This is a genomic window from Enterobacter sp. CP102 (genome assembly GCF_025152625.1).
Lineage (GTDB): Bacteria > Pseudomonadota > Gammaproteobacteria > Enterobacterales > Enterobacteriaceae > Enterobacter > Enterobacter soli.
The window spans coordinates 2,207,995-2,222,335 of record NZ_CP104014.1; the positions used below are offsets into that span (position 1 = coordinate 2,207,995).

At 49.4% G+C, this 14,341-nt stretch carries 17 protein-coding genes and 1 pseudogene; 9 read left to right on the top strand and 9 right to left on the bottom strand.

Annotation, left to right across the window (positions count from 1 at the left end; translation table 11 throughout):
• The first annotated feature begins 83 nt into the window (after window positions 1-83).
• Together N1249_RS10415 and N1249_RS10420 are read left to right on the top strand one after the other, a co-directional pair.
• Window positions 84-734, top strand: coding sequence for a GntR family transcriptional regulator (locus N1249_RS10415; protein ID WP_259837510.1), 651 nt, complete (start codon window positions 84-86; stop codon window positions 732-734).
• A 154-nt stretch (window positions 735-888) separates the two neighbouring features.
• The gene (locus N1249_RS10420; RefSeq protein WP_259837512.1) at window positions 889-1,371 is read left to right on the top strand and encodes a glutathione peroxidase; all 483 of its coding nucleotides are present in this window, start codon (window positions 889-891) and stop codon (window positions 1,369-1,371) included.
• Between the two features lie 64 nt (window positions 1,372-1,435).
• Here N1249_RS10420 and N1249_RS10425 read toward each other — a convergent pair whose 3' ends face one another.
• The 4 genes from N1249_RS10425 to N1249_RS10440 form a co-directional block, all read right to left on the bottom strand.
• The gene (locus N1249_RS10425; RefSeq protein WP_259837514.1) at window positions 1,436-2,173 is read right to left on the bottom strand and encodes an alpha/beta fold hydrolase; all 738 of its coding nucleotides are present in this window, start codon (window positions 2,171-2,173) and stop codon (window positions 1,436-1,438) included.
• Between the two features lie 231 nt (window positions 2,174-2,404).
• Complete coding sequence (locus N1249_RS10430; protein WP_259837516.1) at window positions 2,405-2,959, bottom strand: hypothetical protein; 555 nt, start codon at window positions 2,957-2,959, stop codon at window positions 2,405-2,407.
• A 57-nt stretch (window positions 2,960-3,016) separates the two neighbouring features.
• A complete protein-coding gene (locus N1249_RS10435) occupies window positions 3,017-4,006 on the bottom strand; it encodes an aldehyde dehydrogenase family protein (protein ID WP_259837518.1) in 990 nt (329 codons plus the stop codon).
• 169 nt (window positions 4,007-4,175) lie between these two features.
• Entirely contained in the window at window positions 4,176-5,183 is a 1,008-nt protein-coding gene (locus tag N1249_RS10440; protein ID WP_259837520.1) for an AraC family transcriptional regulator, read from the bottom strand.
• Window positions 5,184-5,480: 297 nt separating this feature from the next.
• Between N1249_RS10440 and N1249_RS10445 the strand changes: the two are divergent.
• Window positions 5,481-5,579 (top strand): annotated as a pseudogene (locus tag N1249_RS10445) (oxidoreductase); the annotation flags it as partial.
• A 15-nt stretch (window positions 5,580-5,594) separates the two neighbouring features.
• Here the strand turns inward: N1249_RS10445 and N1249_RS10450 are convergent.
• Window positions 5,595-6,071, bottom strand: a complete 477-nt coding sequence (locus N1249_RS10450; protein ID WP_259837522.1) for a GNAT family N-acetyltransferase — start codon at window positions 6,069-6,071, stop codon at window positions 5,595-5,597.
• A gap of 86 nt (window positions 6,072-6,157) precedes the next feature.
• Here N1249_RS10450 and N1249_RS10455 point away from each other — a divergent pair, with 86 nt between their 5' ends.
• Window positions 6,158-7,090, top strand: coding sequence for a LysR family transcriptional regulator (locus tag N1249_RS10455; protein ID WP_259837524.1), 933 nt, complete (start codon window positions 6,158-6,160; stop codon window positions 7,088-7,090).
• 25 nt (window positions 7,091-7,115) lie between these two features.
• On the opposite strand, the gene N1249_RS10460 is transcribed toward N1249_RS10455, so the two are convergent.
• Entirely contained in the window at window positions 7,116-8,003 is an 888-nt protein-coding gene (locus N1249_RS10460) for a LysR substrate-binding domain-containing protein (protein ID WP_259837526.1), read from the bottom strand.
• A gap of 134 nt (window positions 8,004-8,137) precedes the next feature.
• Between N1249_RS10460 and N1249_RS10465 the strand changes: the two genes are divergently transcribed.
• The 4 genes from N1249_RS10465 (at window position 8,138) to N1249_RS10480 (ending at window position 11,349) form a co-directional block, all read left to right on the top strand.
• Window positions 8,138-8,719 (top strand): hypothetical protein, encoded by a 582-nt coding sequence (locus N1249_RS10465; protein WP_259837528.1) that lies wholly within the window; start codon window positions 8,138-8,140, stop codon window positions 8,717-8,719.
• 81 nt (window positions 8,720-8,800) lie between these two features.
• Window positions 8,801-9,919: an aspartate-semialdehyde dehydrogenase gene (gene asd / locus N1249_RS10470; RefSeq protein ID WP_259837530.1), complete on the top strand. Its 1,119-nt coding sequence runs from the start codon at window positions 8,801-8,803 to the stop codon at window positions 9,917-9,919.
• A gap of 148 nt (window positions 9,920-10,067) precedes the next feature.
• Window positions 10,068-10,919 (top strand): diaminopimelate epimerase, encoded by an 852-nt coding sequence (gene dapF, locus N1249_RS10475; protein ID WP_259837535.1) that lies wholly within the window; start codon window positions 10,068-10,070, stop codon window positions 10,917-10,919.
• Window positions 10,920-10,932: 13 nt separating this feature from the next.
• Complete coding sequence (locus N1249_RS10480; RefSeq protein WP_259837537.1) at window positions 10,933-11,349, top strand: cell envelope integrity TolA C-terminal domain-containing protein; 417 nt, start codon at window positions 10,933-10,935, stop codon at window positions 11,347-11,349.
• A gap of 67 nt (window positions 11,350-11,416) precedes the next feature.
• On the opposite strand, the gene N1249_RS10485 is transcribed toward N1249_RS10480, so the two are convergent.
• From N1249_RS10485 to N1249_RS10495, 3 genes are read right to left on the bottom strand one after another with little or no spacing between them, the layout of a single operon-like run.
• On the bottom strand, window positions 11,417-12,094 hold the full coding sequence (locus tag N1249_RS10485) for an anti-sigma factor domain-containing protein (RefSeq protein WP_259837539.1): 678 nt from the start codon (window positions 12,092-12,094) through the stop codon (window positions 11,417-11,419).
• The gene (locus N1249_RS10490) at window positions 12,091-12,639 is read right to left on the bottom strand and encodes an RNA polymerase sigma factor (protein WP_259837541.1); all 549 of its coding nucleotides are present in this window, start codon (window positions 12,637-12,639) and stop codon (window positions 12,091-12,093) included. Before N1249_RS10490 ends, N1249_RS10485 begins: the two co-directional genes overlap by 4 nt.
• A gap of 60 nt (window positions 12,640-12,699) precedes the next feature.
• Window positions 12,700-13,260 carry a fasciclin domain-containing protein gene (locus tag N1249_RS10495; protein ID WP_259837543.1) on the bottom strand — a complete coding sequence of 187 codons (561 nt, stop codon included), beginning with the start codon at window positions 13,258-13,260 and terminating at the stop codon, window positions 12,700-12,702.
• 585 nt (window positions 13,261-13,845) lie between these two features.
• Here N1249_RS10495 and N1249_RS10500 point away from each other — a divergent pair.
• On the top strand, window positions 13,846-14,340 hold the full coding sequence (locus N1249_RS10500; RefSeq protein WP_259837545.1) for a molybdopterin-dependent oxidoreductase: 495 nt from the start codon (window positions 13,846-13,848) through the stop codon (window positions 14,338-14,340).
• Window position 14,341: the final 1 nt, after the last annotated feature.

Here is a 14,341-nt window from a genome sequence, read left to right on the forward strand (position 1 = left end):
GAACACTCTTTCTTGGTATACCAAACTGGTATACCATAGCGATTGCGTAATTTACTGTCAATTTCCAGGAGAACATTGCCGTCATGAGCCAGGCATCAGAGGTTGAAAACCAATTAAGAAAACTGATACTCAGCATGGAGCTGGGCCCGGGAGAGCGTCTGACGGAGCGTTGGGCTGAAGCGATGTTTAACGCGTCCCGGACACCGGTTCGGGCTGCATTACAAAAACTTGAAACAGAGGGGCTGGTGTGTCGTGATGGGCTACGCTGGCTGGTGGCGCCCATCGATGTAGTTGAAGTTGAACAGCTGTGTATTTACCGGGAAGTGCTGGAAGTAGCTGCATTAAAACGTTCAGCCAGCCAGATTACGCATGATCAACTCGATCTTCTGGAAAACCTGCTCAAAACGGAGAGTGATGATGCATCTGAAGAGATGATGGACGATGCCGGAACACAATTCCATCTACAACTGGCTCGTCTTTGTCAGAATACGTTTATCATCGAAGGGATAAGCGATTCACTGCGCCGGCTTTCGCGGGCACGATGGCTCGACAAAGCACCGTCAAACCCCGCCTGGGAAGAACATCGCGAAATCATTGCAGCGCTTCGCTCGCAGGAGACTGAAAAAGCAGCAGAGTTACTCGCTGCGCATCTCTGTGAAAGCCGCCTCCGCCTTCTGGATGCAATCAGTTCAAGCAAACGCAGCCTGAGGGCGAGAGGGATAGCTATCTCCTGACCACAGGGCGCGTTCAGGGCTTAGACCAAGGGTTTGTTGTTCTTTTCGTTCGACTTTGCAAAGATGTATCACATACATTTTCAGACCTGCTCTGACAGCAACGCACAATGTTGCCATGTCGATTTTGAACGGGTTCTGCTTTAAGGAGCCCGATATGACTACTTTTCATCAATTTTCAGCCATCAGCCTTCGTGGCCAGCAGATCCCAATGGCCGACTACGCGGGCAAGGTGGTTCTGGTGGTTAATACTGCCAGCCAGTGTGGCTTCACGCCGCAATATGCAGGCCTTGAAACGCTCTACAAAAAATATGCCGCCCAGGGGCTGGTGGTGCTGGGTTTCCCCTGCAACCAGTTTGGCAAACAGGAGCCCGGTGATGCCGACGACATCGCGCGGATCTGTCACGTCAATTACGGGGTGAGCTTCCCGATGTTCGCGAAAGTAGAGGTCAACGGAAGCGCCGCTCACCCGGTGTTTCGTTATCTGAAAAACGAATTACCCGGCGTGCTGGGGGGGCGGATCAAGTGGAACTTCACTAAGTTCCTGGTTGGGCGTGACGGTAAACCGCTCAAGCGTTTTGCGCCGTATACCACCCCGGAGAAAATGGAAGCCGACATTCTTGCCGCACTTGAAATGTAGCAGGCCGTTTGTGTCCTCCGCTTGCCAGCTTAGTAAACGACGCTGCCTGTCAAGCCTGCACTATTCAATGAGATAAGCAATGCTTAAAGGCCGAGCGTACGTTTTCGTATAGCACAGGTGAGAGCATTAGATTTTCCCAAATATTATTATGTCCAGCTTCAGGAACGATCAGGAGTTGTTTTTGGCTACAGCGTGATGCAGAAGACAGCAGTTTTTCTGGTATTTCTGAGGGGATGATTGCATCAATTTCGGCAGCAATAACCAATAAATTTCCGTTAAGTGCAGCAGTAATATCCCATGCATCAGTCTGCTCCCAACTCCGGGGTTTGCGTATGATTGCAGAAAAATCAGGACCAAATTTAATCTTATAGGCAGCGGTTGAGTAAACACCGGGCACCATGAGGACGAGAGACTGTAGCGGCATCGCTTTGCTTAGCTGAAGTGCATTATATGCTCCCATACTGACGCCCACACAGCCTGTAAGCACCAGCCGCTGGGAAGCAATCACTGCCTCTGCTTGCATCGTGCGATTAAAAAGAGAAGATTTGTGAATGTCTCCCCCTGTTTCACCATGACCTATAAAATCAAATATCGTTGTTCCAAGGCCCAGAGAGTCCAGAACATCGCGGTATTTATAGAAAACGGTCCGATCTTTGCCGCCTCCATGAAGCATCAGGACATGTCCTTTGCTACCAAATGTGCTTTCACCGTGAAGGGTTTCACCCTGAAATGGCACCTGGAAAGTGTGAATTGAATTCATCAGTGTAGGTGATTTTGAGTAATGATTTATTGGTTGTATCAAACCCGATCCCCTCATGCAACGTCAGGTTGAATCGTCACTTCGTTGGCAGGCATTTTTAGTTATCTGCTCGATCTGTACTCAATCGATGCCAGGAATGGCTCTATCATTACCAGTGAAATTTGCGCGGCCTGTGGTGCACAGGCTGCATTACGTGCTAAAGCCTCTGAGTAACCACGCAAATACGGACTAACGGGCACATGCTGCGTGCCCATATATGAGAGGCGCTTCAGCTTAAAAATCTTTCTTACGGAAGCTGTCACGGATGGCTTGACCCATCAGGCAGGTCAGATTCATCCAGGTGGGCTCGACGGCGAACGTCGCCATGTTGCGGGCCATGTTGTCGAACGCCTGTTTGTTTGTATACAGCAGGTGTCCTGGCGACATGAACTTAGCCTCCATGATCGACTTTTCAACGTTTTCGTAATTGAGCAGATTGCCGAAGTTGCCCTGGCCGGAGACAAAGGTTTTGCCCACCTCATTGCCGCCCCAGGTGAGGTAGGGATTAAGGAAAATGAAGGAGGGCATTCCGTTGATGGCGACCGCACCATAGTCCAGGTCGGTCACAGCCTGTTCGAGTAATGCCTGGTGGGCCTTTTTGGTGTCCTCATCAATAAGAATGGCACTGGCGAGCGTGCCCAGCAGCTGCGTGTTGGCGAACTCAACTGCCCCAGGGAGAAAGCCTGCGGCATTGGCTGGCAAATCAAGTGGTACCTCATTGAGCACCAGACTGAACGCTTCATGTGACGTGGCATAACTGCCAGGCTCAGCCCCTGTGATAAACAGCACATCGGAATGCGGGTACTTTCCACCCTCGGATCTCAGGACTTCTGCATCAGGGTAGGCCTAGTGAAAACCCTCAACGACCTTGTCGGCACCCGGGTAATACATCCCCATGGCCGGGGTGGTCTGCGTCACCGCGACACGCATCGCATCAAGGAATTCCTTACGCTGCGGCCAGTGTTTGCTCGTTACCAGAGTCTGAGGGCGACCGCAGTTAGCGCCACCATTGAGTTTTGCCATGGTGGCTATCTGCACGGCCTGGTGCTCGATTTCCTTTTTCGTCCACGGACGATCGCCGGGCACGATGATGCAGGGGTTGTTCCCGCCGCATTCGGAGACAAGCGGTGTGTTTGTGGCCGACATAATGGCTTCGGCTGTCGCGCTTCCGCCCGTGAAGTAAATCCGGGTCAGACGGGGGTCGGCAGTCAGAGCCTGCCCCTGATCGGCGTCACAGAAGCTCAGTACACGTAGCTCAACCAACGGTTGCATGATTTTCGCCCAGATCCTGTCGGTCTCTTCATTCAGGTGGTGTGGCTTATGCACTACTGCGCAGTTCTCGAAGAAGATAGCCTTTAATACCTCGAGCGCTGAGCTGTAGTTGCCTGCGCCCAGCACGGCAATAATACCGGCAGGCTTATCCAGAGGACTGGTCTGTTTCAGTTCACCTTTTACACGAATGCGGTTCTTCTGATCCGCATACATCAACTTGTCCTTTCGTTCTTGCGGAAAGACGTAAATGTCGTAGAGATTATCACCAGCCTTCTCGATTCTGGCAGGCTGAAGCATCTTGCCGTCCAGCAGTGATTCATAGAGGGTAATGGCAGCTGAAACGGTACTCGCCATCGGTACGACGGTCGCAACTTTTGACAATGGTTCTGAAAAGAGAGGTGCGCCGAGGATGCCATTCTTCATCTTGCTGTCGGCGACGGCCAGTTCATCACCATACTTCTTCAGATTTCTGCGAACTTCTTCCAGCACCTGTAAACGTTGCATGGGGGAGGTTTCTGCCCATTTCCCGGGGTTAAGCTTGTCAATAGCATCAGTCGCTTTCATTGGTACGTCTCCGTTATTCAGATTTGTGGACGGATTATGAATAGCAATACTCGCCGGGTAACTCGCGAAACGCGCCAGACAGCATGTGAAATACGCCAGTTGCTGTCCGGGGCTGTTCCATGTCTGACGTAACGAAGAGGGGAATGGAGTTGCTGTTCCGGAACTGATCTTAAAGAGATGTGGCTCGGCGGGCTGCGTCCGGTGTCTGTCCCGTCCACTCATGGAAAGCGCGATAAAACGAGTTTGGTTCCTCAAAGCCCAGTAAGAAAGCGATTTCTCCGCTGGAGAAGGACGAGTTCTCCAGATAGTGCCGCGCCAGTTTTTCCCGGGTGTGGTTAATGAGCGTGCGAAAGCTTTCGCCTTCAAGCTCAAGACGGCGTTGTAGCGTTCGGCGGCTCATCCCCAGCCTTAGCGCAACCTTATCAATGCTGGCGGTACCGCCGGGTATCAGTTCCAGCAGCACTGCACTTACGCGTTCGCGGGTGGTTGCTGTAGCATCCAGCTCACTGAGTCTGCGCCGGAGTTCAGGTTCGAAGACACGCCACATCCCTTCGTTAACGGTCAAAAAGGGGCGCAGGACATCGGTTGACGAAAATGTGATGCTCGGGTATTGGCCCTGCGTTACCGGAACACCAAAGAAGGCGCTGAATTGACGTGCATAAGAGGGCGGTGGCAGTTCAGGTAATGTTACACGAAGCGCGTTAACCGGCTCGCGGGTGGCGAGTTGCATCAGTCGGATATAAAACGCCAGTTCCGCCACTTGCAGGGAGCGGGGAACCTGATCCTGAGCCAGTAACCAGCGCGGTGAAATCGTCATCTCTCCCCGGGGATTAACTGCAATTTCCAGACTCATCGGCATCATTAACTGCTTATATTTTGCCAGCCGTTGCACCGCCTGAGCCAGACTGGCGCTGCACAGCGCAGCAAAAAGTGGGGGATCAAATGATTCTGTTGAAACAAGCCCAACGAGTTTCAGCGGAAATAAAACATCTTCCACTTCATCTTCAAGGCCCTGCCAGAAACGGAAATAGGCTTCAGTGGGTAACCCTTCATTCGTGCGTGAAAGTAAATCTTCAGGGAGTTCGGCACGGCGCAGTACATGCTCCTGCCTGACACCTAAATCTTTCAGCAAAGCCCGCCATCCAATATTCAGGAAAAAAGTCTGATTACGTACCATTGGATCTCCATCAACATTCGCTGGTGCAAGGCATTCCCTGCAATAACTGCAGGTGATTATAAAAAGAATAGCGAGGGGATGGACGGGCTGATTACGCCATTTTCATAGCGGGTCACGCCACATCGTTACTCTCTCGAAGATTAATTAGTTGTACTAATGTTTGTTAGCAATTTATACGTATTATCGTATTAATCCCACCCTGCCAGCATTATCTGCATTACCCGTTTCCGGCTGTAATAACAGTCAGGATACGCAAGGTTAAGCTCACACGAACCTTTCCATCAGCCGGAGAAAAAAATGACAGATAACATCAAAGATAAAGTGATTGTAATCACCGGAGCATCAAGTGGTATGGGGGAAGCTGCGGCTCATCACCTTGCTGCGAATGGCGCGAAACAGCAGGGGATGTCTTTACCCGGCAAATTTGATCAGCGCTTCACCATCAAGGCGATAGCGCACCCATTCAGACTGCGGTAATGCGCCGATGCTCAGATAGAAATCAATGGCTGGCTGGTTCCAGTCCAGAACACTCCATTCAAGGCGGCCGCACTGGCGCTGCACTGCGCATTGCGCAATATTTTTCAGTAAGGCTATTCCCGCACCCTGGCCACGATAATCCGGTGAAACATACAAATCTTCCATATAGATACCGTTACGACCCAGCCATGTTGAATAGCTGGTGAAGAAAACGGCGTATCCCACGGCTTTACCTTCACTCTCGGCAATCAACGCTTCGGTTTTACTGCCTGCGGCGAAAAGCGTTTCCCGGATCTCGTCTGGCGTGGTGACAACCTCCTGCGGGGCTTTTTCGTACACCGCCAGCTCGTAAATCATATCGTAAATTGCGGTTGCATCTTCCGGGCGGGCCTGACGAATTGTGATGCTCATGAGTTTTCCTGTTTGTTCTGCATTTTGTTGATGGCGCTAAGCATAAGGGTTATCTTCAGAAGAATTAAGTGCAATGAAATCAACAAATGATGAATATCATGCATCCAACGCTGAGGCGTCTTGATTTAAACCTTCTTCCTGTTTTTGACGCGATATACCGCCACAGCTCTGTGCGCCTGGCGGCGGATGAACTGGCGATGAGCACATCGGCGCTGAGCCATGCACTGTCGCGTTTGCGTATCACCCTCAACGATCCGTTATTTTATCGGGAAGGCCATCGCATGTGCCCCAGTGTGTATGCCACCCAGCTTGCGCTTGTGATTGCATCGACACTGAAATTCCTCAATCACGAGCTGACGCCACAGCCGGAATTTGAAGCCTCTGTGAGCACGGAGTCTTTGCAGATTGCGATTACCGATTTCACCGCGTTTTGTATTTTCCCGGCGCTGATGCACAAATTGCAGCATGAGGCACCAGGTTTGCGCCTGGAGTTACGCTATTTACCGCATAGCCCGGCACTGACGGAACTGCTGGCAGGGGAAGTGGATCTGGCGCTTGGGTTCAGCACGTCGGATGACATCCGTCACCCGGAACTGGATGAGATCAGCTGGTTTGAAGATGAGTATGTCGTCATTAGTAATACCAGCCGGACGCAGCTTACGCTGGAGGATTATCTCGCCGCCCGTCATCTGGTAGTAACGCCCTGGAATGAGAAGCAGGGTGTTCTGGATCTGCAGCTCGAGCAGATGGGGTACACACGGCAAATTGCGATCAAAACGCCGTCTATGCTCAGCGCACCTTTTATTGTTGCCCAGAGCGATCTGCTGATGGCAATTCCGCGATATGCCGCTGAGAAGCTCGTTCCGGCAACGGATATCCGGATTTTCCCTCTGCCGTTCGCAATCAGCCCGTTTGAAGTGAAGATTTATTCACATAAACGCAGCGGTAAGCGAGGCGTGACGAACTGGCTAAAAGCGCAACTGCACCTGCTGGCTGACGAGATGAATGCTACCTTGTGAGGGCCCTTGCTAAAGATGGCGCGGTTTAAAGCGCCAGCATTTTTAGGATCCATTCCCGCAGGGCGACAATTTCAGCCCGCTCGACAGACTCTTCCAGCGTAACCAGATAATAATTCGCGCCAGGCAGAGAATCGTCAAAAGGGGCAACCAGTACGCCCCGTTGAATCAAATCTGCGACCAGCAATTTGCTGGCGATAACAGCACCGCTCCCGGCAACGGCCGCCTGCAAGGCGTGCGTTTCCTCGCTGAAACGCACGCCTCTGTTTGTGTTCAGCGTGTCCGGCCCATACCGCCGCTTCCAGTGCTCCCAGTCAGGGGATTCGGCGGGAACATGGCGGTTTTCGACATGCAGCAGCATCACGTGGTTTAGATCATCGGCATTTTTTAAATTCAGATTGGGGCTGGCAACAACAATGAATCGATCTTCCCAGAGCAGCGTGCTGTGCAAATCACTTTCCGGCGCTTCCTGATAACGGATAGCCACGTCAACGGTGCGCTTTTTCAGGTCGATCAGCTCCACGCTGGTATGCAAATGCACATCAATATGCGGAAACTGCGCATTAAAATCAGCAAGGCGCGGCACCAGCCAGTTCGTCAGGAAATTCGAGGTGGTGGTGACCGTCAGTGCCGGGGATTGTCTGGCCTGATCAATCTTTTTGACGGCATCTTCCAGCGATGTAAACGCGCTTTGTGTCCCGGCATAGAGTAACTGACCGGCTTCGGTCAATCTGACGCCCTGCGCGCTGCGTTCGAACACGCGGCATTCCAGCACTGACTCGAGCAGGCGGATCTGGTGGCTGACGGCGGTGGCGCTGACGCTAAGTTGACTCGCCGCACCCTTGAAGCTCAGGCAACCGGCAACCGCGTGAAAAGTGCGTAACGCACCAAGAGGGGGTAAGCGTGATAATTTCATGATGAGTTGCATTCATCCATGAGTGAAAATTGTGACTTTGAATGCCCTATTATATAAGCGATATGCTTCATTCATACCCCGGTCAGGATGAATTTTATTTTCCTGTTAACGTATGAGTGAGGCATGTCGTGACAATGACAACATTAACTGAAACCCCTTCAACGACAGAAAAGGTTCGATTTACTGCTGGCCTGTTTTTGTTCAGCGGGCTGGTGGGCCAGATTATCCTTTTACAGATTATTTCTGTTCACACACGTTTTCTTTCTGCTGTCGCACTAACTGTTCTTCTGCTTATCGCTTTCGCAGGTGGCAATCTGGGGGCGTGCTGGGCCGTGTTCCAGAGAAAATCCGTACTAACCCGTATTTATCTGGGATTCCTGATCAGTAGCGCCGGGATGCTGTTTTTACTCCTGGCTTCGCATGGCGCGGCCAGCCTGAGTTCACTGGTGCCGGGGATCATTATTTCCGGTCTGGGCCAGGGGATGGTCTTACAGGCGATGACAGAAAAAAACAGAAGTACTGTTTTCTTCTCGCGGTGGTCTTTCTGCAGGGCAGGACTGGTTCTTCTAGGGGCGATGCTGTCAGCAGTAATTTGTCTGGTGATCCCTGCGAATAATGTCGGGATGTCGGTGTCTACGTATGCCTTTTCCGTGTTAGTCGACCTGTCACTAACAGGCGCGATCTACGCAAAAATCATTAAGCATGATTCTCTTTAGAGCAGATGATTTCCGTACTTTCGTTAACGTCTGTTTAGTTCTTATTACCGGTATTTTCATAACATCAAAAAGGTTAACGCTATGAAGCAGGTGGGGATTGTTGGCTGGAGAGGGATGGTCGGTTCCGTATTGTTGCAACGCATGGTGGAGGAAAATGATTTTAATCATATTTCTGCCCATTTTTTTAGTACATCCAGTTCAGGAAAACCCGGCCCTGTTATCTCTGGCGAGAACTCTATACTGAAAGATGCGTATTCTATCGCTGCTCTTGCCGAAATGGATATCATCATTACTTGCCAGGGAGGGGATTACACAAAATTAATTTATTCCACATTGCTTGAACATGGCTGGGATGGATACTGGATAGATGCAGCTTCAGCGCTTCGAATGGATGAAAGAGCCTGTATTATTCTTGACCCTGTTAATCGGGCAAATATAGATCGTGCTGTCAAAGAGGGTATTAAGCTGTTTGTCGGAGGTAATTGTTCAATTACATTAAGTCTGATGGGGCTTGCTGGTTTAATAAAGGCTGATTTGATTGAGTGGATGAGTGTAATGACCTATCAGTCAGCCTCTGGTGCGGGTGCTAAGTATGTGCGGGAGTTAATTGCGCAAAGTGCCTACATCAGCCGACACTTGTCTGATGCTGAACTGGAAAATCCAGGCTCAGTGCTCCCTTTGGTCAATAAGGTGAGTGAACTTATTAACAGCGCTGACATGCCAGTCGAGAACTTTGGCGCGCCATTAATGGGGAGTATCATTCCCTGGATTGATAGCGACTTAGGCGATGGGAACAGTAGGGAAGAATGGAAAGGCGAAGCAGAGACAAACAAAATTCTGGGTCTTCGTCAGGGGACGATCCCGGTAAACGGTTTGTGCATTCGGGTAGGCGTTATTCGTTGTCACAGCGCGGCGATCACCCTCAAGCTCAAACGTGAAGTCAGTGAAGCCGAATTTGCAGAACGGGTATCCCATTCGCATCCCTGGGTGAATTACGTACCCAATAATAAGGAAGCGAGTATCAGTCAGCTGACCCCCGCCTCGATCAGTGGTTCGCTGAAGGTAGGTATAGGGCGTTATAAAAAAATGGCATTGAACAATGAGCCTGTCTATTCTGTTCTGACCGTTGGGGACCAACTCTTGTGGGGGGCTGCGGAACCACTACGGCGCATGTTGAATATACTGCTTAATCGAATTTGAGTAATGACAAGTACGTCATTAAAGCACCTGTCTGGCAGGTGCTTTATGTTGCCAGCTTTATTTGAGTCCTTAAGCTGAATTTTTATTTGTAGATAAATAACTTGTTGTATTATGAAGTTAACGTATCCGCTGCTATTCGACTAATCCTATGACGCCACTTCTTTTGCATAAATATCATGGCCTCGGTAATGACTACCTGGTTTGCCATCGTGATATCGCCGACCAACTGACCAATGAACAGATTCAAATCCTGTGCCATCGCCACTATGGCATCGGTTCTGACGGTCTGCTTATCGACAGTGGCGATCAGATTCACCCTACACTGAGGATCATTAATCCTGACGGTTCTGAAGCTGAAAAAAGCGGTAATGGTTTGCGAATTTACGCACGTTACCTTTTTGATATCGGCCGGGTGGGGCATCAGCCGTTTCTGGTGCATACCGCAGGTGGGGACGTCCGTTGCACCGTGCATGACGATCCGCATCAGATTACTGTTGAAATGGGCCGGGCGAATTTTAATCCGGCGGCATTGCCGGCCTTACTGGAACTGCCCGAAGCGCTGAATTATCCCCTGAAACTAAAAGATGAAACCCTGTCAGTGTCGCTGGTTTCTATGGGTAATCCCCACTGTGTCGTGCCCGTCGATAAGCTGGATTTGGCACAGGTGCACCGGTTAGGCCCACAGATTGAAAACCATCCACTGTTCCCCAGACGCACGAATGTGCAATTCGTTGAAGTTGTTGACCGCGGAACTCTGCGCATTGGTATCTGGGAGAGAGGGGCCGGATTCACGACCGCATCAGGTAGCAGCAGCTGCGCGGCGGCCAGTGTGATGCGTAAACTGGGCCGCGTAAACGATTGGGTCAACGTTAATATGCCTGGTGGGCAGCTGCAGATTAGCTTCGGCCATGATTTTCAGGTCAGCATGTGCGGTCCGGTGCATAAAATTGCCAGCCTGACGGTAAATGAAGATTGCTTCAACGCGGCGATAACGCAGTAATAAGGGAAAGGGAATGAAAAGGCTGAGAGCGAGTAAAAGGGTGAAGACAATCGTGATGCTGGCCGTTGTGGCCAGCCTGGCTGCAGGGTGTGCGCCGTTACATCCGTCCGGATGCCATAAAACCACGGCAACGGGTAGTTGCGGCTCTGGCCGCTGGGATGACAACGATCAATGGGGCGCGCAAGCCCGGGCAATCAGAGACGCAGTCAATGCCAAAATTGCAGATCCACAACGCTGGAAAGGGAAGAAATGCAGGCTGCATCTGGAATTTGCCGAGGATGGTACGGCGTTAAACATATCAACCAGCAACGGCAATAAAGCCTATTGCGAGGCCGTAAAATCAGCTGCGCAGAAAGCCCGGTTCCCGGCCTTTACCAACCCGGACGTTTATCGGGATTTTCATAAATCCGGCTTTGATATGCAGGGTTAGTCACTGAGAACCTTTAAAGAATGTTATTGAAATCAGACTAATACATTATTCATTAAGCTGAACGTTTTTAGAATTTGATAACTTTCCCCTGAAAAATTACAGGGCCTGACGGGCCTGCTTGCTGAGAACCACCAACAGGCTCAAGACTAATAGCCAGTACAGTCTGATTATCAAACTTATCGGGGAGAAGCCTGAACGTATTATTATTGCTATGGTTGATAATACCCAGTGAGCGGGGCAGGGAGTTGCCTTTAATCATCCATAGTTGCAGGCTTTTGTTTTGTGGCAATGTTACACCCAGAGAAGAGACCTGAATGATTGTTCTTGAGCTGTCCATACTCACCACAAACTGAGTGTTCGATTGTATTCCATTAAGAATGGCAATCGGGAAAGTTTCACGAGTAGCCTCAGGTTTTATCACGTTAGCGAAAATAATTACGCCAGCCAATGTTGCAGCGATAGCCCATCCTGCCCAATGTATCGGGCGCAGATGAGGTGACGATCTTTTAGTCGCAAAATCATTACGGTCCAGGTCACGCGCAATTTTCGTCCAGACAGAAGCTGACGGAATGACATCCTGAGTCGTTACGTCAGCAATACTGAATGCTTTTTGCCAGCGCAACACTTCCTGAGCGAATTCCCGGTCCTCGCCAAGGCGTTTATCGAGTCGCTGTCGGGTCAGAGCATCCGTTATGCCCAGCACATAGTATGCAGCAGTGAGGGGATCTTTATCCTGTAAATTCATAGGCCAATACATTCCCTGAGATGAGTCAATGCACGACGGATCCAACTTTTAACCGTACCTTCAGGCTGATCCAAAGATAACGCGATCTCTTTTTGCGACATACCCCGATAGTATGCCAGAGCGATACTTTGCCGTTGCTCAGAGGGTAAATGCTCAATGCATTTCTGTAATCGAAGCGCATCTTCATGCATATCAGTGGCCTGATTTAATCCTGTAAAACCGGCTTCGGACTCGATTATCTCTTCAACAGAGCAACAACGAAGCTCTCGCTGCCTGAGAAAATCAATTGCGCGATTCCTTGCTATATGACTTAACCAAATTTGCGGATCACTTCTTTGCTCATCGTAATGAATGGCAGATTGCCAGATTTGGATGAAAGTATCGTGCAGGATCTCTTCAGCCCAGTCCCGGCGTCTGACCAGACGGAAAATAATACCCAGCAGTTTGGGGGACAAAATTCGGTATAGCTGAGCCAGGGCATCTTTATCGCCGCCTGCGATTTGATTCATTATTCCTGCATGAACTAATGGTACGTTCGTGGTCATCAGATTCCTTTTTAAAGGTGTAGCCACAATTCCGTGGCTACACACAGTATAGGCAATTCTTTACGGCATGAGGACGGTATCGATTACGTCTATGACACCGTTACTCTGGTTAACATCATAGGTGATTATATTGGCTACATTGCCGCGAGCATCCTTAATTTGAATATTATGAGGTCCATTCGCCATAACCCACAGAGACCCACCATTCACGGTTTTCAGTTCAGCCTTACCGCCACCCGCTTTAATTTTTTGTTCAAGTGTTTTCATATCCAGCTTTCCTGCAACAACGTGGTATGTAAGGACGCTGATGAGTTTTTGTTTATTTTCAGGTTTAAGCAAAGAGTCGACGGTGCCCGGAGGAAGTTTTTCGAAAGAGGTATTTGTTGGCGCAAAAACGGTGAATGGCCCCTTACTTTCCAGAGTAGGTACCAGCCCGGCAGCTTTGACAGCAGCAACCAGAGTGGTGTGGTCTTTGGAATTTATCGCGTTCTGAACAATATTTTTAGAGGGGTACATGGCTGCACCACCTACCATGACGGTGTGACTGTCCGTCATTGCTGCCTGAGAGACTGTGCTTAAGACAAGTGCAGAAATTAGCATGGCTGGCATGAATTTTTTCATTTGGACTTCCCTCATTACGTTTCATAGCGGGCTTAGGTGCCCTCATCTACTAATACGAATGAGTCGATAAAACGGATGCAAAAATAAGAATTATTTTTAGTGTCCGTGTTTCAAATTTTGCTGAAAATCAGAAAAGCTCAATCATTTAATAAGTTAGGTTCGGTGATTGAATCAGCAACGAGCATGGACTACAGGGGCGGACGAGCGAAACTGCGTGAAACGGTTATGGAGCGCGGGTTCAACGATCCTTCTGGCATCTGTCGCCTACGACTCACACTCTGGCCCAGCAAACAGAAATGTTTCCCTGGCGCTGGATAAATAAACCTTTATGTTTATGTGCCTTCATTGTACTACCTAAACTGGTGGCTTGTTTTTTGTACAGAAACCATAGGATTAATCGTACATTAAATAACAGTGCCGACATTTATTAATCAATATTAAAAAAATGACACGGACTAACCCATTGATTCTACTAAGTTAAAATGTTGTTGAACTTATTGCAACAAGATTAGCCAGGCAGCATATACTAAAGGCATGATATCTAAATTATAATCCTTTAACATCCGGTAGATAGGTGAGGTTAGAATGCGTTTAATTGTCATGTTGTTAAGCCTGGTAGTCGGCACTCAGGTTTGGGCTGGTGAACTTACCAAACCTACCGGTAAAGTCCTTTTAACCATTTCCGGTAAAATAGAAAACACCAATGAAAACGGCAAAGCCGTTTTTGATATCGCTACTCTTGAAAAACTGGGCGTGGTCAGCTTCCAGACCACTTCTCCCTGGTATAATGGGCGTACGAATTTTACGGGTATTTCCATGCAAAAGCTCATGGATTATGTCGGGGCGAAAGGGACTGTTGTTAAGGTCACCGCGCTCAATGACTATACTACCGTTATCCCTCTCAGTGATTTCAAGAATTACAATGTGATCCTTGCTTTCAAAATCAACGGGGAATATATGCGTGTCCGTGATAAAGGTCCGTTCTTCATTGTGTATCCCTATGACAGTTTGCCTGAGCTGAATAATCAGATCTATTATTCACGATCAGCATGGCAGGTCAGCCGTATGAGTATTGAGTAAG

What these genes read in the sequence shown, in the direction of transcription:
- N1249_RS10415 (WP_259837510.1), top strand. Translation starts at nt 84, where the DNA reads ATGAGCCAGGCATCAGAGGTTGAAAACCAATTAAGAAAACTGATACTC.
- N1249_RS10480 (WP_259837537.1), top strand. Translation starts at nt 10,933, where the DNA reads ATGAAAAGGCTGAGAGCGAGTAAAAGGGTGAAGACAATCGTGATGCTG.
- N1249_RS10455 (WP_259837524.1), top strand. Translation starts at nt 6,158, where the DNA reads ATGATGAATATCATGCATCCAACGCTGAGGCGTCTTGATTTAAACCTT.
- N1249_RS10420 (WP_259837512.1), top strand. Translation starts at nt 889, where the DNA reads ATGACTACTTTTCATCAATTTTCAGCCATCAGCCTTCGTGGCCAGCAG.
- N1249_RS10460 (WP_259837526.1), bottom strand. Translation starts at nt 8,003, where the DNA reads ATGAAATTATCACGCTTACCCCCTCTTGGTGCGTTACGCACTTTTCAC.
- dapF (WP_259837535.1), top strand. Translation starts at nt 10,068, where the DNA reads ATGACGCCACTTCTTTTGCATAAATATCATGGCCTCGGTAATGACTAC.
- N1249_RS10465 (WP_259837528.1), top strand. Translation starts at nt 8,138, where the DNA reads ATGACAACATTAACTGAAACCCCTTCAACGACAGAAAAGGTTCGATTT.
- N1249_RS10435 (WP_259837518.1), bottom strand. Translation starts at nt 4,006, where the DNA reads ATGAAAGCGACTGATGCTATTGACAAGCTTAACCCCGGGAAATGGGCA.
- N1249_RS10490 (WP_259837541.1), bottom strand. Translation starts at nt 12,639, where the DNA reads ATGACCACGAACGTACCATTAGTTCATGCAGGAATAATGAATCAAATC.
- N1249_RS10485 (WP_259837539.1), bottom strand. Translation starts at nt 12,094, where the DNA reads ATGAATTTACAGGATAAAGATCCCCTCACTGCTGCATACTATGTGCTG.
- N1249_RS10440 (WP_259837520.1), bottom strand. Translation starts at nt 5,183, where the DNA reads ATGGTACGTAATCAGACTTTTTTCCTGAATATTGGATGGCGGGCTTTG.
- asd (WP_259837530.1), top strand. Translation starts at nt 8,801, where the DNA reads ATGAAGCAGGTGGGGATTGTTGGCTGGAGAGGGATGGTCGGTTCCGTA.
- N1249_RS10450 (WP_259837522.1), bottom strand. Translation starts at nt 6,071, where the DNA reads ATGAGCATCACAATTCGTCAGGCCCGCCCGGAAGATGCAACCGCAATT.
- N1249_RS10500 (WP_259837545.1), top strand. Translation starts at nt 13,846, where the DNA reads ATGCGTTTAATTGTCATGTTGTTAAGCCTGGTAGTCGGCACTCAGGTT.
- N1249_RS10495 (WP_259837543.1), bottom strand. Translation starts at nt 13,260, where the DNA reads ATGAAAAAATTCATGCCAGCCATGCTAATTTCTGCACTTGTCTTAAGC.